Annotated in this window: 23 protein-coding genes; 14 read left to right on the forward strand and 9 right to left on the reverse strand. The window is 67.7% G+C overall.

Annotated elements, in window-relative coordinates:
• Positions 1–39: 39 nt before the first annotated feature.
• Complete coding sequence (locus ACQQ2N_RS00320) at positions 40–1,365, reverse strand: MFS transporter (RefSeq protein WP_440223670.1); 1,326 nt, start codon at positions 1,363–1,365, stop codon at positions 40–42.
• 129 nt (positions 1,366–1,494) lie between these two features.
• Between ACQQ2N_RS00320 and ACQQ2N_RS00325 the strand changes: the two genes are divergently transcribed.
• Genes ACQQ2N_RS00325 through ACQQ2N_RS00340 form a run of 4 tightly spaced genes read left to right on the forward strand, consistent with a single transcriptional unit; the run spans position 1,495 to position 5,068 of the window.
• Entirely contained in the window at positions 1,495–2,022 is a 528-nt protein-coding gene (locus ACQQ2N_RS00325; protein ID WP_440223671.1) for a hypothetical protein, read from the forward strand.
• Positions 2,019–2,690, forward strand: coding sequence for a PspA/IM30 family protein (locus tag ACQQ2N_RS00330; RefSeq protein ID WP_440223672.1), 672 nt, complete (start codon positions 2,019–2,021; stop codon positions 2,688–2,690). Before ACQQ2N_RS00325 ends, ACQQ2N_RS00330 begins: the two co-directional genes overlap by 4 nt.
• Entirely contained in the window at positions 2,687–3,382 is a 696-nt protein-coding gene (locus ACQQ2N_RS00335; RefSeq protein ID WP_440223673.1) for a YqiJ family protein, read from the forward strand. The genes ACQQ2N_RS00330 and ACQQ2N_RS00335 overlap by 4 nt, the downstream gene beginning before the upstream one ends.
• 9 nt (positions 3,383–3,391) lie before the next feature.
• Complete coding sequence (locus ACQQ2N_RS00340; RefSeq protein WP_440223674.1) at positions 3,392–5,068, forward strand: flotillin family protein; 1,677 nt, start codon at positions 3,392–3,394, stop codon at positions 5,066–5,068.
• Between the two features lie 518 nt (positions 5,069–5,586).
• Here ACQQ2N_RS00340 and ACQQ2N_RS00345 read toward each other — a convergent pair.
• Positions 5,587–6,624, reverse strand: a complete 1,038-nt coding sequence (locus tag ACQQ2N_RS00345) for a type IV pilus twitching motility protein PilT (RefSeq protein WP_440223675.1) — start codon at positions 6,622–6,624, stop codon at positions 5,587–5,589.
• 73 nt (positions 6,625–6,697) lie between these two features.
• Between ACQQ2N_RS00345 and ACQQ2N_RS00350 the strand changes: the two genes are divergently transcribed.
• Positions 6,698–7,381: a YggS family pyridoxal phosphate-dependent enzyme gene (locus ACQQ2N_RS00350; RefSeq protein WP_440223676.1), complete on the forward strand. Its 684-nt coding sequence runs from the start codon at positions 6,698–6,700 to the stop codon at positions 7,379–7,381.
• Positions 7,382–7,457: 76 nt separating this feature from the next.
• Here ACQQ2N_RS00350 and ACQQ2N_RS00355 read toward each other — a convergent pair whose 3' ends face one another.
• Entirely contained in the window at positions 7,458–10,013 is a 2,556-nt protein-coding gene (locus ACQQ2N_RS00355; RefSeq protein ID WP_440223677.1) for a protein kinase domain-containing protein, read from the reverse strand.
• Positions 10,014–10,124: 111 nt separating this feature from the next.
• Between ACQQ2N_RS00355 and ACQQ2N_RS00360 the strand changes: the two genes are divergently transcribed.
• Positions 10,125–10,427, forward strand: coding sequence for a hypothetical protein (locus ACQQ2N_RS00360; protein WP_440223678.1), 303 nt, complete (start codon positions 10,125–10,127; stop codon positions 10,425–10,427).
• Between the two features lie 40 nt (positions 10,428–10,467).
• Here the strand turns inward: ACQQ2N_RS00360 and ACQQ2N_RS00365 are convergent, their stop codons facing one another.
• Positions 10,468–11,028: an ECF-type sigma factor gene (locus ACQQ2N_RS00365; protein ID WP_440223679.1), complete on the reverse strand. Its 561-nt coding sequence runs from the start codon at positions 11,026–11,028 to the stop codon at positions 10,468–10,470.
• Positions 11,029–11,673: 645 nt separating this feature from the next.
• Here ACQQ2N_RS00365 and ACQQ2N_RS00370 point away from each other — a divergent pair.
• Positions 11,674–12,441, forward strand: a complete 768-nt coding sequence (locus tag ACQQ2N_RS00370; protein ID WP_440223680.1) for a lysostaphin resistance A-like protein — start codon at positions 11,674–11,676, stop codon at positions 12,439–12,441.
• Between the two features lie 571 nt (positions 12,442–13,012).
• Here the strand turns inward: ACQQ2N_RS00370 and ACQQ2N_RS00375 are convergent.
• Positions 13,013–13,384: a hypothetical protein gene (locus ACQQ2N_RS00375; protein WP_440223681.1), complete on the reverse strand. Its 372-nt coding sequence runs from the start codon at positions 13,382–13,384 to the stop codon at positions 13,013–13,015.
• A gap of 140 nt (positions 13,385–13,524) precedes the next feature.
• Between ACQQ2N_RS00375 and ACQQ2N_RS00380 the strand changes: the two genes are divergently transcribed.
• From ACQQ2N_RS00380 to ACQQ2N_RS00390, 3 genes are all read left to right on the forward strand, one after another.
• Positions 13,525–14,502, forward strand: a complete 978-nt coding sequence (locus ACQQ2N_RS00380; RefSeq protein WP_440223682.1) for a transposase — start codon at positions 13,525–13,527, stop codon at positions 14,500–14,502.
• 234 nt (positions 14,503–14,736) lie between these two features.
• On the forward strand, positions 14,737–15,024 hold the full coding sequence (locus tag ACQQ2N_RS00385) for a hypothetical protein (protein WP_440223683.1): 288 nt from the start codon (positions 14,737–14,739) through the stop codon (positions 15,022–15,024).
• A 198-nt stretch (positions 15,025–15,222) separates the two neighbouring features.
• Positions 15,223–18,072, forward strand: coding sequence for a reprolysin-like metallopeptidase (locus ACQQ2N_RS00390; protein WP_440223684.1), 2,850 nt, complete (start codon positions 15,223–15,225; stop codon positions 18,070–18,072).
• A gap of 256 nt (positions 18,073–18,328) precedes the next feature.
• On the opposite strand, the gene ACQQ2N_RS00395 is transcribed toward ACQQ2N_RS00390, so the two are convergent.
• Positions 18,329–18,730, reverse strand: coding sequence for a hypothetical protein (locus ACQQ2N_RS00395; protein ID WP_440223685.1), 402 nt, complete (start codon positions 18,728–18,730; stop codon positions 18,329–18,331).
• 203 nt (positions 18,731–18,933) lie between these two features.
• Between ACQQ2N_RS00395 and rlmF the strand changes: the two genes are divergently transcribed.
• Positions 18,934–19,887, forward strand: a complete 954-nt coding sequence (gene rlmF, locus ACQQ2N_RS00400) for a 23S rRNA (adenine(1618)-N(6))-methyltransferase RlmF (protein WP_440223686.1) — start codon at positions 18,934–18,936, stop codon at positions 19,885–19,887.
• 507 nt (positions 19,888–20,394) lie between these two features.
• Here rlmF and ACQQ2N_RS00405 read toward each other — a convergent pair.
• The 3 genes from ACQQ2N_RS00405 to ACQQ2N_RS00415 form a co-directional block, all read right to left on the reverse strand.
• Entirely contained in the window at positions 20,395–20,718 is a 324-nt protein-coding gene (locus tag ACQQ2N_RS00405; protein WP_440223687.1) for a hypothetical protein, read from the reverse strand.
• Entirely contained in the window at positions 20,718–21,026 is a 309-nt protein-coding gene (locus ACQQ2N_RS00410) for a hypothetical protein (protein ID WP_440223688.1), read from the reverse strand. Before ACQQ2N_RS00410 ends, ACQQ2N_RS00405 begins: the two co-directional genes overlap by 1 nt.
• A 756-nt stretch (positions 21,027–21,782) precedes the next feature.
• Positions 21,783–22,235, reverse strand: coding sequence for a hypothetical protein (locus ACQQ2N_RS00415; protein WP_440223689.1), 453 nt, complete (start codon positions 22,233–22,235; stop codon positions 21,783–21,785).
• Between the two features lie 237 nt (positions 22,236–22,472).
• Between ACQQ2N_RS00415 and proC the strand changes: the two genes are divergently transcribed.
• From proC to ACQQ2N_RS00430, 3 genes are read left to right on the forward strand one after another with little or no spacing between them, the layout of a single operon-like run.
• Positions 22,473–23,300, forward strand: a complete 828-nt coding sequence (proC, locus tag ACQQ2N_RS00420) for a pyrroline-5-carboxylate reductase (protein WP_440223690.1) — start codon at positions 22,473–22,475, stop codon at positions 23,298–23,300.
• Positions 23,297–23,875 carry a YggT family protein gene (locus ACQQ2N_RS00425; RefSeq protein ID WP_440223691.1) on the forward strand — a complete coding sequence of 193 codons (579 nt, stop codon included), beginning with the start codon at positions 23,297–23,299 and terminating at the stop codon, positions 23,873–23,875. The genes proC and ACQQ2N_RS00425 overlap by 4 nt, the downstream gene beginning before the upstream one ends.
• Before the next feature lie 4 nt (positions 23,876–23,879).
• On the forward strand, positions 23,880–24,251 hold the full coding sequence (locus ACQQ2N_RS00430; RefSeq protein WP_440223692.1) for a DUF4426 domain-containing protein: 372 nt from the start codon (positions 23,880–23,882) through the stop codon (positions 24,249–24,251).
• The last annotated feature ends 8 nt before the right edge of the window (positions 24,252–24,259 follow it).

Here is a 24,259-nt window from a genome sequence, read left to right on the forward strand (position 1 = left end):
GGGCGGCGGCCCCGATCGCGGGCGCCACGCTGTCCGGAGTCAGGACGCGCCGGATCGCGGTTCCGTCGCAGCGCCTGCACCGTCCCTGTCGATGAGCGAGTTCGCACGCGTATCGGGCATGCGCACGTACACCAGCAACGACACGGCGATGCACGCGGTCACGTACCAGTAGAACCCCTGCTCGTGGCCGATGCCCTTGAACCAGAACGCGACCGTCTCGGCCGTTCCGCCGAACAGCGACACGGTCAGCGCATACGGCAGGCCGACACCGAGAGCGCGGACCTCGACCGGGAACAGCTCCGCCTTCACCACCGCGTTGATCGCGGTGTAGAACGACACGATGACGAGCGCGACCATGATCAGCGCGAACGCCTCGACCGGGTCGTGCGTCACCTCGAGCCGGCTCAGGATCGGCACCGTGCCGAGCGTGCCGAGCACGCCGAACGCGATCAGCACGGGACGTCGTCCGATGCGGTCGGACAGCGCGCCGACCAGCGGCTGCAGCAGCATGTACAGGAACAGGCTGCCGGCCGAGACGAGCGCCGCCGATTCCTTGGCCATGCCGACGCTGTTGACGAGGAATTTGTGCATGTACGTCGTATACGTATAGAACGCGAGCGTGCCACCCATGGTGAGTCCGACCACGGTGGCGACCGCACGCGGATGCTCGAGCAGCAGCGTGCGCAGCGAACCCGAGCGCGCACGTGGCGCGTGCGACTTCTCGAACGACTCGGTCTCGACCATCGAACGCCGCAGGTACAGCGCCGTCACGGCCGCGAGCGCGCCGATCACGAACGGGATGCGCCAGCCCCACGCCTCGAGCTGCTCGGGCGTCAGGAACACCTGCTGCAGCAGGATCAGCACGCCGAGCGCGAGCAGGTGGCCCATGATCAGCGTGACGTACTGGAAGCTCGACCAGAACCCGCGGTGTTCCTTCGTCGCCATCTCGCTGAGGTAGGTCGCCGAGGTGCCGTACTCGCCGCCGACGCTGAGGCCCTGCAGCATGCGCGCGAACACGAGCAGCGCCGGCGCGGCGACGCCGATCTGCGCGTAGCCCGGCGTGACCGCGATGATCAGCGAGCCCGCACACATCAGCAGCACCGACACCATGAGCGCCTTGCGGCGGCCGTGGCGGTCGGCGTAGTGGCCCATGAGCCAGCCGCCGAGTGGCCGCATCAGGAAGCCCAGCGCGAAGATCGCCGCCGTATTGAGCAGCTGCGCGGTCGGATCCTCCTTGGGGAAGAACGCCTTCGCGAAATACAGCGAGAACGCCGCGTAGGCGTACCAGTCGTACCACTCGACGAGGTTGCCGACCGAGCCGCTGAAGATCGACCGAAAGCGCTGCGAAGGACGGAGGTTCGACATGCGGGCTCCACGCGGGCGAGCCCCCGATCTTCGCGGCGCCGACCGCCCGCGTCCAATCCGCGCACAAACGTATTGCATTCGTCTTACGATCAGCGTACGTTCGTATCCAAGTGTTTCGAGGACTGACGGATGGCCAAGCAAACCATTACGATCCGGCTCGACGAGGACGATCTGACCTACCTGTCCTCCGTCGAGCTGCCCGGGGCAGCGAACCTGAGCGAGAAGATCCGCGCGCTGCTCGCCGATGCGCGCGCGCAGAGGGAGGGGATGCACGACGCCGCGCTGGCCTACGACTTCACCCGGCGCCTGTTCGCCGGAGCCGAACGCGGCATCCGCAGCGCCGAGCTGCAGGCGCAGATGCGCTCCGAGCTCGTCGCGCGCGTGACCGCCTGGTTGCCCGATGCCGCCGCGATCGTGCTGTCGGCCGCGGAACTCGGCTCGGGCGATGTGCGCGGACGCACCGAACGCCTGAGGACGCTCGAACGGCAACTCGGCGAACGCACGATCGGTCTGCTCGACACGCTGCTGCAGATGTCGCTCGCGGGTTTCCCGGGCTGCTACGAACCCGAGGCCCTCGCGCGGCGCGCCCAGCCGGCCATCCGCACCGCGGCCCGCCACGCCACCCCATCGTCGCCACAGGAGGAACACGGATCATGAGCGAGACCCTCACCAGCCGCGTCGGGCGGCTCATCGCGGGAAGCTTCCACGCGCTCGTCGACGCGGTCGAGAACGTCGCCCCCGAGCAGGTCATGGAACAGGCGATCCGCGAGATCGAAAGCGCGATCGGCGACGTGCGCAACGACCTCGGCACGGTCGAGGCGCAGCGTCACCTCGCCGCCAAGCGCCTCGCCGAGGAAAGCGCGCGCCACGAGCAGCTGACCGAGCAGGCCACGCTCGCGGTCGGCCAGGGCCGCGAGGACCTCGCCAGCGCCGCGATCGAACGCCAGATCGACATCGAGGCACAGTTGCCGATCCTCGAGTCGCGCCTCGCCGACCTCGCCGAGGACAAGGCACGCCTGGAAGGCTACGTGACCGCCCTGCTCGCCAAGAAGCGCGAGATGCGCGACGCGCTCGCCGACTACCGCAAGAGCCTCGAACGCACCGCCAAGGCCACGGCCGAAGCGGCCGGCGAATTCAGTGGCCGCGTGCAGGATCGCGCCGAACGCGCGACCGATGCGTTCGACCGCGTGTTCCGCCGCCAGACCGGTCTCGGACCGGCCGCGGGCGGCTCGGCGCACTCGGCCGCGCAACTCGCCGAGCTCGAGGAGCTCACGCGCCGCAACCGCGTGCAGGAGCGCCTCGCCCAGCTCAAGGCCAAGCCGTGATCGACGCGCTGACCGCGCCCGGCAATGCGCCGTTCGTCGTCGCGCTGCTCGTCATGCTCGGCCTCGCGCTGGTCGAGTGCATCGCGCTGTTCACGGGCTTCAGCCTCAACGACATGGTCGACGAGTTCGTCGTGCCGCACTCGGGCGTGGAGACGCTCGGCCACGCACCGACCGGCATGGAAGCGACCGGTCCCGAGGCGGCTGGCCTCGTCGGCCGCTTCCTCGCGTGGTTGTACGTCGGCAAGGTGCCCGTGCTCATGGTGCTGATCGTGATGCTGACCGTGTTCGGACTCGCCGGCCTCGTCGGCCAGGGCGTGCTGCGTTCGACGCTCGGCTTCGCTGCGCCGTCGCTGCTCGCCGCACCGGTGGTGTTCGTCGCGACGCTGCCGCTGGTACGCGCCTGCGTCGCCGGGCTCGCGCGCATCCTGCCGCGCGACGAGACCAGCGCGGTCGATCCGGCCGTGTTCGTCGGGCGCACGGCGCGCATCCTGTCGGGCGTCGCGCGCACCGGCCTGCCTGCCGAGGCGCGCCTGCGCGACGGCTTCGGCACCGACCACCACGTGCTCGTCGAACCCGAGGAACCGGGCCAGACCTTCCCCGCGGGCAGCATCGTGCTGCTCGTGCGCCAGACCGGCGGCGGCCGCTTCACCGCCATCGCCAACCCCAATGACGCCCTCGTCGACCTGGAGTAAACGCAGACCATGGATTTCAACGTTCCGTTCGCCTCGACGATCACGATCGCGGTGGTCATCCTCGTCGCGCTGTTCGCGCTCGGCCTCATCTTCGCCAGGCTCTACCACCGCGCCAGCAAGGAGATCGCGTTCGTGCGCACCGGCCTCGGCGGCGAGAAGGTCGTGCGCGACGGCGGCGCGCTCGTGCTGCCCGTGCTGCACGAGACCATCCCGGTCAACATGAACACGCTCAAGCTCGAGGTGCTGCGCGCACGCGATGCCGCGCTCATCACGCGCGACCGCATGCGCGTGGACGTGCAGGCCGAGTTCTACGTGCGCGTGAAGCCCGATGCACCGGCGATCTCGACCGCCGCGCAGACGCTCGGTCGCCGCACGATGGAACCGACCGCGCTCAAGGAGCTCGTCGAAGGCAAGTTCGTTGACGCGCTGCGCGCGGTCGCGGCCGGCATGAGCATGGAAGAGCTGCACGAGAACCGCTCCGACTTCGCGCAGAAGGTGCAGGTCGCCGTGTCCGAGGACCTGCACAAGAACGGCCTCGAGCTCGAGTCGGTGTCGCTGACCGGCCTCGACCAGACCGCCGCCGATTTCTTCAATCCGCAGAACGCGTTCGATGCGCAGGGCCTCACCAAGCTCACGCAGGAGATCGAACGCCGCCGCAAGGAGCGCAACGACATCGAGCGCGACACCAAGATCCAGGTCGAGCTCAAGAACCTCGAGACCGAGCGCCAGTCCCTCGAGATCGCGCGCGACCAGGAGTACGCGCGCCTCTCGCAGGATCAGGAGATCAAGGTGCGCGCCGCCGAGGCCGCCGCGATGATCGCGCAGCAGGAAGCCGAGCGTCACCGCGAGGCCGAACAGGCCAAGATCTCGTCCGAGCGCGCGATCGCCGAGAGTGAGATCGACAAGCGCCGCACGCTCGAGCAGCGCGAGATCGAGCGCCAGCGCGCGATCCGCATCGCCGAGCAGGAACGCGAGATCGCGATCTCGCAGAAGTCGCAGGAAGAATCCGCCGCCAAGGCCGAGGCCGACACCGCGCTGGCCAAGGCCGTCACGGCCGAGGAAGAGGTCAAGAAGGTGCGCGAGACCGCGGTCGCCGAGCGCGCCAAGGCCGTGCGTCTCGTGCAGGCGCGCGAGCAGGCCGAGCAGGACGCGATCGGCCTCACCGTCGCCGCGGAAGCCGAGAAGAAGGCCTCCGACGACCGCGCCGAGGCGCAGCGTGTCGGTGCCACCGGTGAAGCCGACGCGATCCGCATCCGCGCCCTCGCCGACGAGGAGCGCTACCGCGTCGAGGCCGAGGGCAAGCGCAGCATCAACGAGGCACGCAACGCGTTGAGCCTCGAGCAGGTCCGCCTCGAGATCCAGCTCGAGCTGCTGCGCCAGTTGCCGCGCATCATCGAGCAGTCGGTCAAGCCGATGGAGCGCATCGACGGCATCAAGATCGTCGACGTGCGCGGCATGGGCGGCGTCGGTGGTGGCGGCGGGAGCGAGGGCGGTGGATCGGCCGGCGGCGACGGCAACCTCGCCCGCTCGGTCGTCGACCACGCGCTGCGTTACCGCGCCCAGCGCCCGCTCGTCGACGCGCTGCTCAAGGAAGTCGGCCTCGACGACCTGTCGGATCTCAGCGGCCTCGCGGCGACGGTGACCCCGACCACGCCACCGGCAACGGACGACGGCAAGCCGCACTGACGGGCGCGGCACGGAAACACGTCAGGCGACAGCGTGACGCGTAGGGCGGAACCGCCGCAGGCGATTCCGCCGTGGACCTCCTCGTCGCGATGGACCTCGCAGTCGCATCCGCCCACCGTGCCGTAACCTGCCTGCGATGGCGTCGCCGGCCATGCGAGGAAGCCGCGTCGGGCATGCGGCCGACGACACGGCACACGGCGGAATCCGCTGCGCGGGTTCCGCCCTACCCGACCTTCGCCGGCCCTGAAACGCAACGGCCCGGGCGAATCGCCCGGGCCGCTGGATGATGCCTTCCCACCGCACGGGGTCCACCGCACGGGGTCCACCGCACGGGGGCCACCGCACGGGGGCCACCGCACGGGGGCCACCGCACGGGGGCCACCGCACGGGGGCCACCGCACGGGGTCAGGTTCATTTTCCCGCGAGCGACGTTCGATACGCCATGCGCCTCACGGGAAAATGAACCTGACCCCGATCCTCGGACCCCGATCCTCGACCTGCCGGTGCCGGCGTGTGGATTACTTGAAGATTTCCTTGTTCTTCGCGTAGCCGATCGCCTGCTGGCGCGTGACGAGGCCGCGCTTGACGAGGTCCTGCAGGCACTGGTCGAGCGTCTGCATGCCGTGCTGCGCACCGGTCTGGATCGCCGAATACATCTGCGCGACCTTGTCCTCGCGGATCAGGTTACGGATCGCCGGGATGCCGACCATGATCTCGTGCGCGGCGATGCGGCCGCCGCCGACCTTCTTGAGCAGCGACTGCGAGATCACCGCGCGCAAGCTCTCCGACAGCATCGAGCGCACCATCGGCTTCTCGCCGGCCGGGAACACGTCGATGATGCGGTCGATGGTCTTGGCGGCCGAGCTCGTGTGCAGGGTCGCGAACACGAGGTGTCCGGTCTCCGCGGCGGTCAGCGCGAGGCGGATGGTTTCCAGGTCGCGCAACTCGCCGACGAGGATGTAGTCGGGATCCTCGCGCAGCGCCGAGCGCAACGCCTCGTTGAAGCCGTGGGTGTCGCGGTGCACCTCGCGCTGGTTGATCAGGCACTTCTGCGAGGTGTGCACGAACTCGATCGGATCCTCGACCGAGAGGATGTGGCCGTACTCGTTCTTGTTGACGTGGTCGACCATCGCCGCGAGCGTGGTCGACTTGCCCGAGCCGGTCGGGCCCGTGACGAGGATCAGGCCCTGCGGCTGCTCGATGAGCTCGCGGAAGATCTTCGGGCAACCGAGATCCTCGAGCGTGAGCACCTCGGACGGAATGGTACGGAACACCGCGCCGGCACCACGGTTCTGGTTGAACGCGTTGACGCGGAAGCGCGCCAGGCCCGGGATCTCGAACGAGAAGTCGACCTCGAGGAATTCCTCGTAGTCGCGGCGCTGCTTGTCCGACATGATGTCGTAGATCAGCGAGTGGATCTGCTTGTGGTCGAGCGCCGGGATGTTGATGCGGCGCACGTCGCCGTCGACGCGGATCATCGGCGGCAGGCCGGCCGAGAGGTGAAGGTCGGACGCCTTGTTCTTGACCGAAAACGCGAGCAGCTCGGCGATATCCATCGAATCGATCCCCTGGTGCGGCGACAGCGCCGACGTGCGGTGGCGGCGAGTATAGCCCGGTAAAATCAGCCCCATGCAAGACGAGAATCCCGTTTCACCCGATGCGGCATGGCACGACGTGACGGCACGCGCGGCCGCCGCGGCACGTGGCCGCCCGGTCACCGTGCTCGCGGTCGGCAAGACTCGCCCCGCGCAGGCGCTGCGCACGCTCGCCGCGCTCGGCCAGCGCGCGTTCGGCGAGAACTACGTGCAGGAGGCGCTGGCCAAGCAGCGCGAGCTCGCCGACGCCGGCCTCGAATGGCATCTGATCGGCCCGCTGCAGTCCAACAAGGCGCGCGAGGTGGCCGAACACTTCGACTGGCTGCAGACACTGGACCGCGCCAAGCTCGTCGAGCCGCTCGCGCGCTGGCGACCGCCCGGCACGCCGCCGCTCGAGGTGCTGATCCAGGTCAACGTCGACGACGAGGCGAGCAAGTCGGGCTGTTCACCCGACGGGGTCGACGCGCTCGCCGACGCGATCGCCGCGCAACCGGCACTGCGCCTGCGCGGCCTCATGGCGATCCCGGCCCCCGCACCCGATCACGACACGCGCCGCCGCGCGTTCGCGCGCATGCGCGATCTGTTCGACGCGCTGCGCGACACGCATGCCGGCATCGACACCTTGTCGATGGGCATGTCCGAGGACTTCGAGCTCGCGATCGAGGAAGGCGCGACGCTCGTGCGCATCGGCAGCCTGCTGTTCGGGGCGCGCGGCTGAAGCTGGTACGGCCTGACTCGTCTCACGACGAAGACAGGCCCAACGCATCGACGCTCACGCGGATTCGCTCGACGCCTCAGCGCGAGGCGGCACCGCCCTTGAGCCTTTGCAGCAAGGCCTCGGCCTCGCGCGTGTCCCAGGCCTGCTCGCCGACGCCGTCGCGCAGGCCGCGTATCGCCTCGGGCAACAGCGTGCGGGCTTCGTCGGCATGGCCGGACGCGGCGAGGCAGGCGGCATGGTGTGCGAGCAGCGCGGGGCCGAGGAAGACTTCGTGGATCTGTGCATAGGTCGTGCGCGCTGTGTCGAACTCGAGGCGGGCTGTCTCGAGATCACCGTCACTACAGGCTAGGCGCGAACGCACGTGATGCACGCGCGCCTTGTACGCGTCGGCGACACCCTCGGCCGCGGCGACCCGTTCGGCGCGTTCGATGTAGGCATGCGAGGCCTCGAGGTCGCCCGCCTCGAAGGTGGCCCAGGAGAGATACGTCATCGCGGGCAGCAGGTATTCGTGGTCCGGGCCGTAGACCTCGGTCAGGATCTCGAGCGCCTCGGCGAGCGTCGTACGCGCCTCGTCGAAGCGGCCGAGGCGCAGGTACAACAGACCCAAATTGCTGAGCTTGACGCCGACCTGGCGATGGCGAGGACCGAACGTCTCGCGCAGGCGTGCGATGCCGGTGCGGTAATTCTGCTCGGCCTCGTCGTAACGGCGCAGATCGAGCAGCATGTCGGCGAGCGTGACCAGCGCACGCGCCGTGTCGGGCGCCTTGTCGCCGAGCGCCTCGCGATTGAGCGCGACCGCATCACGCGCCGCGTCGACGGCGCGCTCCAGGCGCTGGCTCGCCGACTCGTGATCCGCCTGCAGCAGGCTCATCTCTGCGAAGAAGCGGGGATCTGTCGCGAAAAGCTCCTGACGCAACCGTGTGATTACCGCGTAGTGCGGATCGGCCTCGGCTGGACGCTGCAGGTTGCCGAGACTGATCGCCGCCGCGGCGTGCGCATAGGCAAGGTCGAGATCGTCTTGTTGCCCGGTGGCAGCGATGATGGCCTCCGCCTCCCGCAGACTGCGCTCGGTCTCCGAGATGTCCGCAGCGTCGAGCGCACTCGCAGCGCTGTCCTTGAGCGTGCGTGCGAACAGGGTCGGCTCGTCGGCACCCGGCTCGCGGAACGTGGCGAGGGCACGGTCGTACAGCGCACGCGCGGCCTCGTAGAGGCCGAGCCCCTGATACGAACGCGCCATCGTCGCCTCGAGCTGCGCCCGCGTGCGCGCCTCGAGGCGCGTTTCCTTGTCGAGGCGCGCGACACCGCGGTCGAGCAGCTCGCGCGCGCTGAGATCGGGCTCGCCGGTCTCCTGCGGGTTCGCGCCGCGGAACAGGTCCTGCAGGAAGCCCGCGATCACGAGGGCCTGGTCCCTCTCGGTCGCGATGCGACGGTTCTTGTCGGCGAGATCGACCACGTAGTACGCCGAGGCGACCAGCATCGCGAGCGCCGCCAGCGACGCGGCCCAGTTGCGGCGCAGGAACTTGTGCGTGCGGTAGCCGAGGCTGCCGCGGTGTGCACGCACGGGGCGACCGGCCAGCCAGGCTTCGAGATCCTGCGCGAAGGCCTGCGGCGAGGCGTAGCGCTCGACCTCGACTGTGGCCATTGCCTTGGCGACGATGCGCGCGAGGTCACCGCGCAGCTGCGCGCGCAGGCGTTCGGGCGAGGTGCCTCGTGCGAGCGCGACCTCGCGCCGGCGTGCCTCGGGCACGGCCTGCACGGTCAGGTCGAGGCGAGGCAGGCGGTGCGCCGGATCGGCCTGGCGCAGGTCGTGCGCGGCATGGCCGGCGAGCAGCTCGTACAGCAGCAGGCCGATCTGGTAGACATCGCTCGGCGTGCCGACCGGATCGCCGCGGCGCTGCTCGGGGCTCGCGTACGCCGGCGTCATCGCGAAGGTCTGGGTCTGGCGCAGGTCGCCCTGGCCGACCAGGCGCGCGATGCCGAAATCGAGCAGCTTGGGCGTGCCGTCCTCGGCCACGAGCACGTTGGCCGGCTTGATGTCGCGATGCACGACGAGATTCTGGTGCGCGAACTGCACGGCCGCGCAGATCGGCAGCAGCAGGCGCACGCGCGCGCGCACGTCGAGCCGGTGGCGGTCGCACCAGGCCGTGATCGGCTCGCCGGCCACGTACTCGAGCGCGAACCAGGGCTGGTCGCCGCTCGCGCCGCCGTCGTAGAGCTGGGCGATGTTGGGATGGCCGAGCCGCGCGAGGATGTCGCGCTCGCGCCGGAAATGCCGGTCCGGCCGCAACCAGCCGCCGCGCAGCAGCTTCAGGGCGACCCGGCGCTCGAAGGCACCGTCGGCGCGCTCGGCGAGCCACACCGCGCCCATGCCGCCGGAGCCGAGCGGGCGCAGCAACCGGTACGCGCCGAACAGGTCACCGGCCTGGAACGCATCGGCCGGCGCCGCGCGCTCGGGCTCGGTCTCGTCGTCGTGGCCGACCGCGTCGGCTCCGTCGAGCAGCTGCAGCACGCGTCGCTCGAGTTCGGCGTCACCGCCGGCGAGACGGCGCACGCACGCAAGGCGCTCGGCCGGGTCATCGACATCGAGCGCGTCGCGTGCAATGTTGAGCGTGCGCTGGGTCAGCAGGTCCATGCAGCCTCCGTGGCGGATCGCACGCCCGCACCCGGCGCGAGGGAAAGGTCAGCTTTGCGCGCTGTTTCTCGTACGGCTCGTCGCACACACCACCCACCGAGGAATTCGATCATGCTCGACAGCGAACTTCAAACCGCCGGCGCGGCTGGCGCGCACGCCCCCGTGCTCGATACCGACGCGCTGCTGCGCCACCTCGCCGAGGCCCTCCCGCGCCGCGGCGGTCGCTGGCGCATCGCCTCGCTCAAGGCGGAGCTGCCGGCATCCGGCCATCGTCTCGCTAAAGCCACCAGCGAGCCTTCCGCACCCAAGAAGGACGAGGACAAGGAGCAGGATCCCGCACCGACGCCCGACAGCGCGCCGATCAGACCCGGCGCACCGAAGATCGAGGTCGTCTACGAGTGGCAGGAAGCCTGAGGCACCGGCCGGCCGCGCCCGACCGGCGCGGCCACTCCGCTCACGCGCGCATGCGCTCCTGCAGCCACGCCTTGGCCAGCGACCAGTCGCGGTAGACGGTGCGTTCGTCCACTTCGAGCACGGCGGCTGCCTCGGCCACGCTGAGGCCGACGAAGTAGCGCAGCTCGACCACGCGCGCCATGCGCTCGTTGGCGACCGACAACTCCTCGATCGCCGCGTCGAGCTGGTGCAGGTCGGTCTCCTGCGGGATCGGCAGCTGCATCGCCTCGAGGAAACTCTCGCGCTTCCAGTCGCCACCGTGCTTCTCGCTCGCCGCGCGACGCGCGCGGTCGATGAGGATCTGGCGCATGATGCGCGCCGCCGTGCTGAAGAGGTGCTTGCGATTGGCGAGGTCGACGTGGTCGGCATCGAGCAGGCGCACGAACACCTCGTTGAGCAGCGCGGTCGGCTGCAGGGTGCGATGCCCCTGGTGCGCACGCAGCTCGCTCGCGGCGAGCGAACGCAGCTCCGCATAGACCTGAGGCAACAGGTTGTCGAGCGCGCGGCTTTCGCCGGCACTCCACCGTTGCAGAAGCTCGGTCGTCGTCCCCGTCCCCGTCATGCCCGTCGCGCGTGCCACTGGCCAGCGCGTGTTGTATCACGGCGCCTGCGCGGGTTCAGCTGTTGCGGTCGCAGGGCGCGATCGAGCTTCGTGGCGCCGAGGCATCGCGCCAGCTGTCCGCCACATCCGTTCCGGCGCCGCGGTGCGCGTGATGGCGACCGGCTCCCGCATCGTTCGACCGGGCATCCTCCCGGCGTTTGCATGGATGGAAGGCAGGCATGCATCACCGCCGTCCCGTGCATTCCTCCAGGAAACCCTCCCCACGCGAGAGACACCGGAGCGCGGCGTGACGTCGAAGCACAGCGCGCTACCGGTTCCCTGCCACGCCTGATCGACGAGGCGACGCCGCACTTCGCCGTCGGACGCTGCAACCCCGGCGCATCCACCGGTATCCCGGTCCCCGCGCGATCACCACGGCACGGGAACACGAATGCCCCTGATTTTCGGGCGTCCCCGAGACGACGACGCCCACGCGACCAGCACGTGGGATCGGATCGCGCGTGACCCGACGCCCTCCTCCGAGCGAAGCCCATGCCCCTGCCCGCCTCACCTTCCGCCGCTCACCCCGCACCGACCCTGTTTGCCCGATCGCGCCGATGGTTCTCCACGTCACGCACGGGCCATTGGCTCGCCGCGCTGCTGTTCGTGGCTCTGCCGTTCCTGGCCGCGAACGTGCTGACGAGACTGCTGCTGCCCGATCCCGACCTGCGCGACCTGCGCAACCTGATCAAGCTCGTGGTGCTCGGTGTCGCCTACTGGGCGTTCGTGCGCGTGTACGAGCGGCGCGACGTGCACGAGTTGTCGGCTCGCCACGCGATACCCGAACTGTTGTCCGGCCTCGTGCTGGGTGGCCTGTTGTTCTCGGGCGTGGTCGCCGTGCTCGCGGCGGTCGGTGCGTATGCGATCGCGTCCGTCGGCACGCTCGGCGACCTCGGCGCCGTGGCCGCCGACATGCTGCCGAAGATCGCCGCCGGCGCCTTGGTCGAGGAGCTGGTGTTCCGTCTCCTGCTGCTGCGGCTTCTCGAACGTTCGATCGGCACCGTATGGGCGCTGGTGCTCTCGAGCCTGGTCTTCGGCCTCGCCCACCTCGGCAATGACGGCGCCACGCCGCTCGTGGCGATCATGCTCGGCGCGGAGCTCGGCCTGCTGTTCGGTGCGGCCTACGTGTTGACGCGTCGACTCTGGCTGTGCGCGGCGCTGCACCTGTCCTGGAACTTCACGCAAGGCGCGATCTTCTCGATCGCGGTGTCGGGCCAGACCGGCGAGGGCTGGATCCGCGGCGCGCCGTCCGGCCCCGCATGGCTGACCGGCGGCGCGTTCGGGGCAGAAGGCTCGGTCGTCGCCGTGGTCCTGTGCCTGATCGCCACGGGCATCCTTCTGGGCCTGACACAGCGGCGTCGCGGATCGTGTTAAAGGCCACTGGAAGATCCACCGCCCGGGAGCGAGCCAAGACCCACTGCTTCGACAGAATCTGGATGCCCTGGATGTCGCCTATTCTTCTTTAAGGGAATGCCCACGGCCATTGGAGACTCGGCCGAACGGGAGCCTGAAACTAGCGGGTGGCCCCGACGCCGTGTCGCCGGCTGCTGTAAGGTTCATCCAACGGCTGATCCGTGTCCAACGTTGATGTTGCAGGCGCTAGCCTGCGTGAAGAGCGTAGAAGATCCGTGACCCGGCTCGGGCATCGTGCTCGCTCGGAATGCGGGTGCCCCAGCTCTACGCTCAGATCTCTCCTTGGTGGGTGTACCGGATCTCTCCTCTCGCGCCGTTTGCCTATACGGCGGCCAACCAAACCAGGAAAACGGCAAGCATGATTTCACAACACATAAGGAACCAGTAAGTCTTAGGCTCAGATGACCTGTCGGCACTAAAAGCCTCTCCACTGAACCACTCAACCTTCCCGCCAGCCAAAGAACGAACGACTGACACAAATAAAAGAAATGACAGGACGTAGAGGGATATATCAAGCATCGTCGCGATCCAATTAGTTCATCTTTTTATCTACTGCGGCAGAAATAATTTCACCCGATACATCCTGAATAACATACTGAGACGCCTCATCTGGAAACTCCTCTGCAGCTTCAGCACCAATCCTGAAAACTCTTCCCCTCAGCGAAGTCACTGGCAGACCAGGATTTCCAGTCACTGTAGTGGTAGTTAAAGCCTTGGCTGGCGCCTGAAGCACCTGCCCCGCCACCATCCCAGCGGCATTAACTCCCCCGGCAATGAGCGCTTTTTTAGTGTCAATTGGTCCATCACTGGTCATTGCTTGATTTGCAACATTGCCGGCGGCACCTGCTGCTGTTGTGGTGCATTCGGGACCCGGTGCATTCGGGACGGTGCATTGACGGTGCATTCGGGAGACGGTGCATTCGGGACAGCCATGATCTCGACATCGGGGTGCATTCGGGACAGCCATGATCTCGACATCCGCTTACAGTCGCAATCGGTAGGTTCCTACAGACATGTAGCGCGCATCGGTCGACCATGCATGTCATGACCACTGCACGCCATCGCCTCGTCGACCGGAATCAGTCCGGGTTCTACCACTGCATCTCGCGGTGCGTGCGGCGTGCCTGGCTCTGCGGTGTCGATGCGCTGAGCGGGCGGTCGTTCGAGCACCGTCGCAAATGGGTCGAGCAGCGACTGCTCGAGTTGGCGGACATTTTTGCGGTCGGACTCTACGCCTACGCGGTGATGAGCAACCACACCCACGTCGTGCTGCGGGTCGATCCGCGGACCGCGCGGGCGTGGTCCGATGAGGAGGTCGCCGTTCGGTGGGTCCGGCTTTTCCCTGCGCGCATCGACGGCATGGTCGATACGGAGCGTTGTCGCGAGAAGGAAGGCGCCCTTCTTCGCAACGCGGATCGCCTGGCGACATGTCGCGAGCGCTTGGGCGATCTTTCGTGGTTCATGCGCGCGCTCAACGAGCCGATCGCGCGTCGCGCGAACGAAGAAGATGCCTGCACGGGGCGCTTCTGGGAGGGGCGCTATACCTGCCAGGCGCTACTGGACGAAGCGGCCGTGCTCGCCTGCATGAACTACGTCGACCTCAACCCGGTTCGCGCTGGCATCGCCGAGGATCTACCGCGATCCCATCACACCGGAGTCAAGCGGCGCATCGAAAATCTCGGCGAGCATGATGCCGCGGCACCACTCCCTGCGCTCGCGGGTATCGAACCGGGTTTCGCGGTGCTTGCGATCAGCACGGCATCGTATCTGGATCTGGTCGACTGGACAGCGCGGCTGACGCGCCCCGACAAGCGCGGGCACATCACGGCAGACACGCCGCCCATCCTGCAGAAGCTCGGGCTGCGCGACACGGCGTGGGAGCGCCACGTGCTAGGGATTGAAACGCGCTATTCCCGCGCGGTCGGATCGGCACAGAGCCTGATCGACAAGGCCGCCGTGATGGGACAGCGATGGCTCAAGGGCGTAAGTGCGGCGCGAAGGCTCGTCCGTACGGAAGCCTGAAACGACCGCGCGGCCCCGATGCCGTGTCGCGGCCTGCTGAAAGACTCATCCAACGCCTGATCCGTGTCGACCGTTGACGTTGCAGAGGTCCGCCTGCGTGAAGAGTACCGAAGATTCGCGACCCGACTCGACCGTTGTGCTTGCTCGCTCGGAACGGAACGGAATGTGGGTGTCCCAGGTCTAGGTGTCCCAGGTCTAGGAGGCGCGTTCGGCGCGGAAGGCTCGGTCGTCGCCGTGGTCGTGTGCCTGGCTGCGGCACTGACGCGGCGGCTGTGGCTGTGCGCGGCGCTGCACCTGTCCTGGAACTTCACCCAAGGCGCGATCTTCTCGATCGCGGTATCCGGGCAGACCGGCGAGGGCTGGATTCGCGGCAGTCTTTCCGGCCCCGCATGGCTGACCGGCGGCGCGTTCGGGGCCGAAGGCTCGGTGGTCGCGGTGGTCGTGTGTCTGGTCGCCACGGGCATCCTTCTGAAGCTCGCGCGGCAGGTCCATCGACCTTGGCACCGGAAGACCGACGCCTGAGAGCGAGCGACCCCAGGCATCTGCGGCAGGCGTGGTGCCATTCCGGCCCCCATGCCAGGCGAGCGGCTTGGCGACCGATACCGCGCGACTCGCCGCTGCGGCCGATTCGCCCGGATCGGCACGCGGGTGTAGCATCGACGGTCTTGCCGTGCGGTTGCGCGCACGGTGCCTCGACGGTCCGTTCCAGGGGATTCATTCATGTCCATCCGTATCCGACTCGCGGCGGCCTTGGCTGCTGCGTTCTCGCTTTGCCTTGCCTCGACGGCTTCCGCCGCCACGCGCGACCTATGGCTCGACACGCCGAACCGCGCGCTGCCGGCCGATGTCGAGGCACCCGACGCGTACCGCGCCCTGAGCCTCGACTTCCGCGCGATGGAAGCCGAGATCGCGCGCGGCGGCATCGGCCTCACGCTGTCCGTGCCGCGACCGGACGGCGGCTTCGCCGACCTCGTGCTCTCGGATTCCGGCACGATGCCGCCCGAACTCGCGGCCAGGTACCCGCGCATCCGCAGCTTCCGCGCGACCACGCCGGAGGGCCTGCGCGCGCGCGTGGACCTGTCGCCGATCGGCCTCAACATCATGGTGTTCGACCACCACGACGTCTGGGTGGTGCGCCCGGTGCGCTTCGGCGAGGGCAGCGAGTACGTCGCGTTCTCGCGTCGCGACGCCGAGTTCGCGCGCGAGCCGTTCAACTGCGGCGTGCACGGCGAGTATCCGACTGCGCTCGTACCGGGACCGACGCCGGCGACCACCACCGGCGTCATCAAGCGCACCTACCGCGCCGCGGTCGCCGCGAACAGCCCGTACGTCACCGCGATCGCCGCACCGGCCGCGCCGACCGTCGAGATCGGCCTCGCCGCCGTCGTCGTCGCGATGAACCGCGTCAACGAGGTCTACGAGAACGATCTGTCGATCCACATGACGCTGGTGCCGAACAACGACCTCGTCATCTACCCGACCTCGGCGACCGACCCGTACTCGAACGGTACCGGTGCGCTGAACCAGAACACGGGCAACCTCAACGCCGTGATCGGCTCGGCCAACTACGACATCGGCCACGTGTTCACGACCGGCAGCGGCGGCGTCGCCGGCCTCGGCGTGGTGTGCAGCGCGAGTGGAAAGGGACGCGGTACGACGGGCCTGTCGAGCCAGGCCGCGCTCACCAGCGACGTGTTCTACATCGACTACGTCGCCCACGAGATGGGCCACCAGTTCGGTGGCAACCACACGTTCAACAACAGCTGCGGCGGCAACCGTTCGACGAACTCGGCCTACGAGCCGGGCAGCGGTTCCACGATCATGGCCTACGCGGGCATCTGCGCGCCGGACCTGCAGAACAACTCCGACCCGTACTTCCACGCGCGCAGCCTGCAGGAGATCGGCACGTTCTCGAGCAACGCCTCGACCGGCGGCTCGTGCTCGGTCAACGAGCCCAACCATGCCTCGCCAGTCGTCGCACCGCTGACCAACATGACGATCCCGTCGCGCACGCCGTTCGTGCTCAGCGGCAGCGCCACGAGCACGGCGCCGAACGCCTCGCTGACCTACAGCTGGGAGCAGTACGACCTCGGTGCCGCGACCACCAACATCGCCGTCGATCCGGGCAACGGCCCGATCATCCGCTCGCTGACGCCGACCGCCTCGGGCGTGCGCACGGTACCGAAGTTCGAGAACCTGATCAGCGGGGCGACGATGGTCGGCGAGCTGCTGCCGACCACCGAGCGAAACCTCACGTTCCGCCTCACCGTGTTCGACAACGCGCCGACCGGCGGCACCTCGGAGAGCCGTGACGTCACTCTCGCCGTCAAGGCCGCGGCGGGTCCGTTCGCGGTCACCGCTCCTGCCGCAGGCACGGTGTGGAACGGCCTGTCCAATCCGCAGCAGCTCGTCACCTGGAACGTGGCCGGCACCGACGCCGCTCCGATCTCGTGCGCAGCCGTCGACATCGACCTCTACACCGGCGGCCCGTTCACGAGCAGCGCGGCCATGCTCGCGACCGCGGTGCCGAACACGGGCAATGCGACCGTGAACGTACCCAATGTCGATTCGACGACCGCACGCGTGCGGGTGCGCTGCACGAACAACATCTTCTTCGCGATGAGCCCGGGCAACTTCGAGGTCATCGGCTCCGACATCCTGTTCGCCGACGGCTTCGATCCTGCGGTCGTGCCGACCTTCCCGCCGACGCTGGCGAAGGCGTTCTCGCCCACCAGCATCCTCGTGAATGCCCCGAGCACGCTGACGATCACGCTGTCGAACCCGAACGCCACGCCGGCAACACTGACGGCCGCGCTGGTCGACACGTTCCCGACCGGCCTCGTCGTCGCGCCGACGCCGAACGCCGCGACCACGTGCCCGGGCGGCACGGCGACCGCCACCACTGGCGCGGGTTCGGTGTCGCTGTCGAGCGGCGCGACGATCCCGGCCAACGCGAGCTGCACGCTGTCGGTCGCGGTCACCTCGGCCACCGAAGGCAGCTACGCCAACACGATCGCGGCCGGTGCGCTGCAGACCGACGTCGGGAACAACGCCGGTGCCGCGAACGCGACGCTGACCGTCACCAACCCGGCCAACAACGTGGTCTGCTCGGCGCCACTGAACCATGCCGTCGCGAACAACACCAACGGTACGGCGATCAACTGGATCACCGGTTCGATCGTCGATGCCGATCCCACCACCGGCTACGACATCAACCTCTACGGCAACGCCACGGGCTTGACGGTGTGGTGGAACAACTCGCCGGCGATCAGTGCGGGCGTCGCGGCATCCACGACCTCGTCGGATCTCTCGGTTCTCGCCGCCGGGGCCTCGGTAGGCCCGTCCTCGGTGTTCTCGCGCACGAACGGCGCGATGACCGCCTGGCGCGCCGGCACCGCCACGGGCAGCATGGGCTTCCGTTTCAACTGCTCGTCGCTCGGCACCTCGCCCTCGGGCACGTGCTACGGCTACCTGCGCATGACCACCACCAGCGCGACCGGCTTCCCGGCCACGCTCAACAGCTACTGCTACGACCGCAGCGGCGCGGCGATCACGGTCGCGGCGCCGTAACCACCCGGCCGAGCCGCGGCACCGCGAGGGTGCCGCGGTGAAACCCAACTCACGCCCCGTGTCGCGAGACACGGGGCGTTTTTCTTGCGTGGCCCGAAGACCCGCGAGGCGAACACCGGTATCGCGGACGGTCGCGAGCGGTGCCGTCGTTGCGGGACGGCATCCCGGCAGCGCATCGTCGCTCGCCTCCTTCGGCCGTCCTGCCTAGCGTTCGGAGGCATCCGGCGTCGGCCGACGCTGTACGCGTCGCGTCGCGTCACGGCACGCTCGCCAGCGGGACGAACAGCAGCATCAGCGCGAGACCCGTCAGCACCGCCAGCACGAACGCGACGAGCGTGAGCAGGAGCGCGCGTGACCATCCGAAGGCGACGCCGCGCGCATCCGTCACGCGCCCACGGAAGAATCCGCCGCCGAGCAACACGCACAGGGCGAGCCCGAGGGCCGAGGCGACGATTTCCGGCACATGCGGCGCAAGCCAGGCCATGCCTGCGCCGACGAGCATCGACACGAGCAGCAACAGTCCCGCATAGGCGAAAGCGTGCCGCCACGCGAGCCGCGCGCGACCGAACAGCAAAGCGGCGAGCTTCGCGAACGCGGCGTGGACCAGCACGAACAGAGCGGCTGGAATCACCCACAACAATACGTACAGGCCGCTCATCGTCGATCCCCCCGAATGCCCTCAACGTCCGGCGAGTATGCGGTGCGCGATCGGCGATACGCAGCGTTGTCGCGCCGACGCATTCCGGGCCGGCGACCCGGGGATGAGCGAGAATGACCGAAGCACACCACAGCGGTGTGCCCGCAAGGCTCTCGACCCGACACGTGACGGAGAGCTCCCACACGACACGCCGAGACCGACACATGGGTTCCCGCTCCACCGACGACCGCGAGCGACGCGACGCGTTGCACCCACGCAACCGCCACCAGGGTCGTTACGATTTCAAGCGTCTCGTGCGCGCCTGCAAACCGCTCGAAGCGTTCCTGATCCGCATGCCCGCGGGCACGACGAGCATCGACTTCAGCGATCCGCGCGCCGTGCGCCTGCTCAACCGTGCGTTGCTCGCGGCCGACTACGGCATCGCGCAGTGGGAGCTTCCCGAAGGTTACCTGTGCCCGCCGATCCCGGGTCGCGCCGACTACGTGCACGCACTCGCCGACCTGCTGGCCGAGTCACGCAGCGGCACGATCCCGCGCGGTCCCGGCGTGCGCCTGCTCGACATCGGCACCGGCGCGAGCGCGATCTATCCGCTCGTCGCGCATGCCGAGTACGGCTGGCACGTGCTCGGCAGCGACATCGACGCGACCGCACTGCGCGCCGCCGAGACGAACGTGCACGCGAACCGCCTCGACGCGGCGATCGAACTGCGCCGTCAGGCTTCGCACACGGCGATCTTCGAGGGTGTCGTGCGTGCCGGCGAGCGCTTCGACGCGACGCTCTGCAATCCACCGTTCCACGCCTCGGCGGCCGACGCCGCACGCGGCAGCGCACGCAAGTGGCGCAACCTCGGCCGCGGCGGCAGCGCACGACGGCCCGCGCTCAATTTCGGCGGCCAGTCCAACGAGCTGTGGTGCAAGGGCGGCGAAGTCGCGTTCGTCGGCCGCATGATCGACGAGAGCGTCGCCAAGCGCGACCAGGTGCTGTGGTTCACGAGCCTCGTCGCGACGTCGGACCACCTGCGCGACCTGCGCGCACGCCTTGCCAGGACAGGCGCTGTCGACGTGCGCGAGATCCCGATGTCGCAAGGTGCCAAGCAGAGCCGGTTCCTCGCGTGGACATTCCACGCTGCGGCGCAGCGAATGGCGTGGGGCGACTGAGCCCGCCCAGTCCCGGCGGATGAATCGCAATCGACGCACATCGGCTGGTTGGCCAAGGCGGAGCCGACGCGTGCGCGCTCTCATCTCGTCCTTGATCCGCAGAACTCACGGCGCTACACGCCTCTCGCCGCGCCGCTCTCCGGCTGCTTCAGTTGTGTCTGTCCCGGATCTTCCTGGTCGTCATGCGAAGCGACGCGTCATCCGCGGCGGTGACACCGCGCACGGCGGAGTCACCTGCGGTGGTTCCGCCCGACCCTCGATGCCGAAGCACCGCGACGCGAGTCTGCGGTCGTAGGGCGGAACCCGCGAAGCGGATTCCGCCGCCATGCGAAACGACGCGTCATCCGCGGCGGCGACACTGCATACGGCGGAATCACCTGCGGTAATTCCACCCTATCTTCACCCATCATTAATAATAATGTCCCCATATCCCTGCCTTTAGCGACGCCCCAGACTCTCCGCCGCGTCCTCCGCAAGCCTCCGCCCCCGCGCACGGCGGATAGTGCTCTATTGAAAAACCATCAATAAGCCAGCCAGGAACCATATCCATGCCGCCATGGTAGCCAACAGCATCACCGCGTGGCTGATGGCGAAGAATCTTACCCTGAAATCCATCTTCGGATGCCCTAGAGCAAACAACGCAGCCCTGAACGCAAACAAGTCGGCGAGAACAAGAACTCTGGCGGGAACCAGTTTTCTGGCGCATTCCTTTTTGCCAAAGGCTGACATCAGGATCATCCTGAGCACAAGAACAGAAAGTGTGCCTGCAGATGCAAAAAGACCTATGACGAACGTTATTCCAATATCAGCCTCATCGTGCGCGCGGTTCATCAGCGCGCCTTCTTGATGGAATAGTCATCATCCTTCGCCGAGCGCCTGAAAGTACTTGTGATGCTGGCGCCATCCTTGTCGACAACGGCGGTCGCGAGGCATGTGGAGGAATCATTGTCCTCACGATCCTTGCAATCGTACTCGAATTGAACGATGGGCCGACCTTCGATGTCACCGCGAAAGAGTACAAGATGACCGGGAACGATCAGGTATTCGTCCCCGAACGATGAATTCTTGATCTGATAAGTATCAGAACCTGTGTCGACACGCATCGAACACTCCATGGCCGGATCGCAGGTCACTTGCACGGACGATCCATCTGCGTACGTCACGGAGACCCCTCTCCTCCGGTCCTCCATGGGAGCAACCGCGAGAACAGTGCCCGAAAGCGCCAACAATATTGCGGCTGACGCGACCTTCATCAGTCACCACCTTTCTGGACACGATACCTGTCCCTCATCAGAAAACAGACTCCGTTCAAATCCGTCTTGACGATCATGATCGCGACTCGTCCGAATCACGCTCACCCTTGTTTTCGTAACCCAGAAGACCGGCCACGTACGTGGCCACGAAAATGGCGGCCGTACGTACCCCGACAAGATAGAATGCAATCACGCAGACGAACGAAGCACCATCAAGAGCCGCCCTCAGATCATTCCATACATGGCTTATGAAGATGACGCCTGCAACATAAACAAGAAAGGGAATCGCAGAAAGAATTCCACCCACAGCACCTACCCCATGTGATTAAAAAGCCGCCACGCTTTAGCCGGCATCGTGTGATGACGCATCGTCACCGGCGCGCGAGAACTGCTTCACGACCACGATACGCCGAACCGATGCCGTGATATCCACACAAACCCATTCCTTCCTGCGCCCTTCACGCGGGCATGAGCATCAAGGCCGGAGTCCGCCCGCCAGGAACAACACAGGCCTTGTCATAACCCCGTTCTCGCCTCGCTGAATCGTAAGCTCTCCCGGTGCGCGCCCCCCATCCATCCGGAGCATCCTGAAACTGCATTCGGAGAACAAGGATTCGAACCACGTTTTTCCATGCCCGCCGATCATCGTTCCGACGAACCGAAAAGGTAGAGCACATTGCCGTGTTCCCAGTCATTCCGGATCGCATCCGCATCCCTGTACGACGCAAACAGACCCTTCACGCAGCCACCGGATTCGATCGTCCAGCAGATGTCGTGGCGGTGGACTTCCCGTGCAGGATCCAGCACATCGGTATCGGCGACGCGGTACAGCAGGACGCGCTTCCAGCGGAGCGGCACGAGTTCTCGGGTCGAGGTGATGAGCATGGGAGCGTCGGTGAAACCATGGTCGACGATCACCAGCAGGAACCCGTCGGCTGCATGGTCGTGCAACAGCTTCGACGCGGTGTCGAGCATGGCCGAAGCGGATCGCATGCGTTCGTCGAAGGATCCGGCCACGTCGATGCATCCGGTGATGTCGACGTAGCCCGGCATGCTGCGCGACGAGAGAACGCGAACGGCTTCCTCGACGCTCACGGCTGGCGTCCACCTGGCGAGCCTCGCTGCGGGAGCGACCGGAAACCACATCGTCCCTTGCGCGCTCGAAGCGTCATCGTCATCCCGTCCCCGTGCCGAGGCATCGAACCTAGCATGCCCGGCACGGACACGCCGTATGACGCCGATTACGGCTTCGATTCGCACGCACGGCCATGTCGTCCATCGCATGTTTCCGCGCTTGGTATGCTTGCCTGCTCCACCGCACCGAGCGACGCCATGCCCGACACGTTTCCCACCCTCGCCTTCCTCGGCGGCGGCAACATGGCGCGCAGCCTCGTCGGTGCGCTGCTGCGCGACGGGCGCCCTGCAGCGTCGATCGTCGTGGTCGAGCCGCATGCGGGCACACGCGAGGCGCTGCACGCCGACTTCGGCGTGGCCGTGCATGCGGAAACCGACGCCGCGATCGCGCATGCGGCAACTCTCGTGCTCGCGGTGAAGCCGCAGGTGATGCCCGAGGTGTGCCGGGCTGCCGCGGCAGTGCTCGGCGACGCGCGACCGCTCGTGATCTCGATCGCGGCGGGGCTTCGACTCGAACAGATCGACGGTTGGCTCGGCGGCGGTTTCCCGGTCGTGCGCTGCATGCCGAACACGCCGGCACTGATCGGCGAAGGCGCGACGGGCCTGATCGCGAACCCGGCCGTCGCGGCGGCGCATCGTGCCGAGGCCGAGGCGATCCTCGGCAGCGCAGGCATCACCGCGTGGATCGACGACGAAGCACTCATGGACACGGTGACCGCGTTGTCGGGATCCGGTCCGGCCTACGTGTTCCTGTTCATCGAGTCGCTCGAGGACGCCGCCGTCGCACAAGGCCTGGCGCGCGAGACCGCGCGGACGCTCGCGATCCAGACCGTGCTCGGCGCCGCGCGCATGGCGCGCGAGAGCGACGAACCGCCGTCGCGCCTGCGCGAGCGCGTGACCTCGCCGAACGGCACGACCCAGGCGGCGCTCGAGCAGTTCGCCGCCGACGGTTTCCGTGACGTCGTGGCGCGCGCACTCGATGCCGCCGCGCGACGCGGGCGCGAACTCGCCGGAGGTGCGCGATGAACTACTTCGCCAATGCGGGACAGCTGCTGATCGCGTTCGTCTTCGGCATCCTCGTCACGCTGGTCGTGCTGCGCGTGCTGCTGCAGGTCGTGCGCGCGAACTTCTACAACCCGATCTGCCAGATGCTCTACAAGGTGACCAACCCGGTCCTCATGCCGATGCGCCGCGTGGTGCCGTCGTGGCGCAACCTCGACGTCGCCGGCATCGTGCTCGCGTGGCTGCTGCTGCTCGTCGAGCGCACGCTGTCGTTCGCGCTGGCCGGCAGCGTGCCGAACATCGCCGGCCTCGCGATCATCGCGCTGGCGGACCTGATCGGCTTCGTGCTCGTGCTCTACATCGTGCTGATCATCGTCCGCGTGGTGCTCGGCTTCGTGAACGCCGATGCGCGCCAGCCCGCGGTACCGCTCGTCTACCAGCTGACCGAACCCGTGCTCGCGCCGGTGAAGAAGCGCCTGCCCTCGTTCGGAGGCCTCGACTTCTCGCCGATGGTCGTGACGCTCGTGATCGCGCTCGCGCGCATCCTCGTGGTCGCGCCGATCTTCGACCTCGGCCTGCGCATCGGCATGGGACTCTGACGCCATGGGTGAACAACGTTTCGGCGACCTCGTCGTCCATTTCAATGCGCTGCCGACGATGGCGCTCGGCGAGGCGATGGCGCGCGAGTACGGCATCGCGCGCTCCGACCGCAAGGGCCTGCTCAACGTCTCGGTGCAGCGTGACGGCGAAGGCGGCACGAGCACCGCGGTCGCGGCGCGCGTGCAGGGCGAGGCGGCCAACCTCATGGGCCGCAAGCAGGCACTCTCGTTCCGCGCCGTGCCGGGCGCCGAAGTGAGCTACCTCGCGACGTTCGACGCGATCGGTCCGGACACGTACACGTTCGCGCTGACGATCCTGCCCGACGGCGCGGAGCGCTCGCTGGCCGTGCGCTTCAACCACAACGTCAGCGACTGACGCCTGCA

It is taken from the genome of Dokdonella aquatica (assembly GCF_051987395.1).
Taxonomy (GTDB): domain Bacteria; phylum Pseudomonadota; class Gammaproteobacteria; order Xanthomonadales; family Rhodanobacteraceae; genus Dokdonella.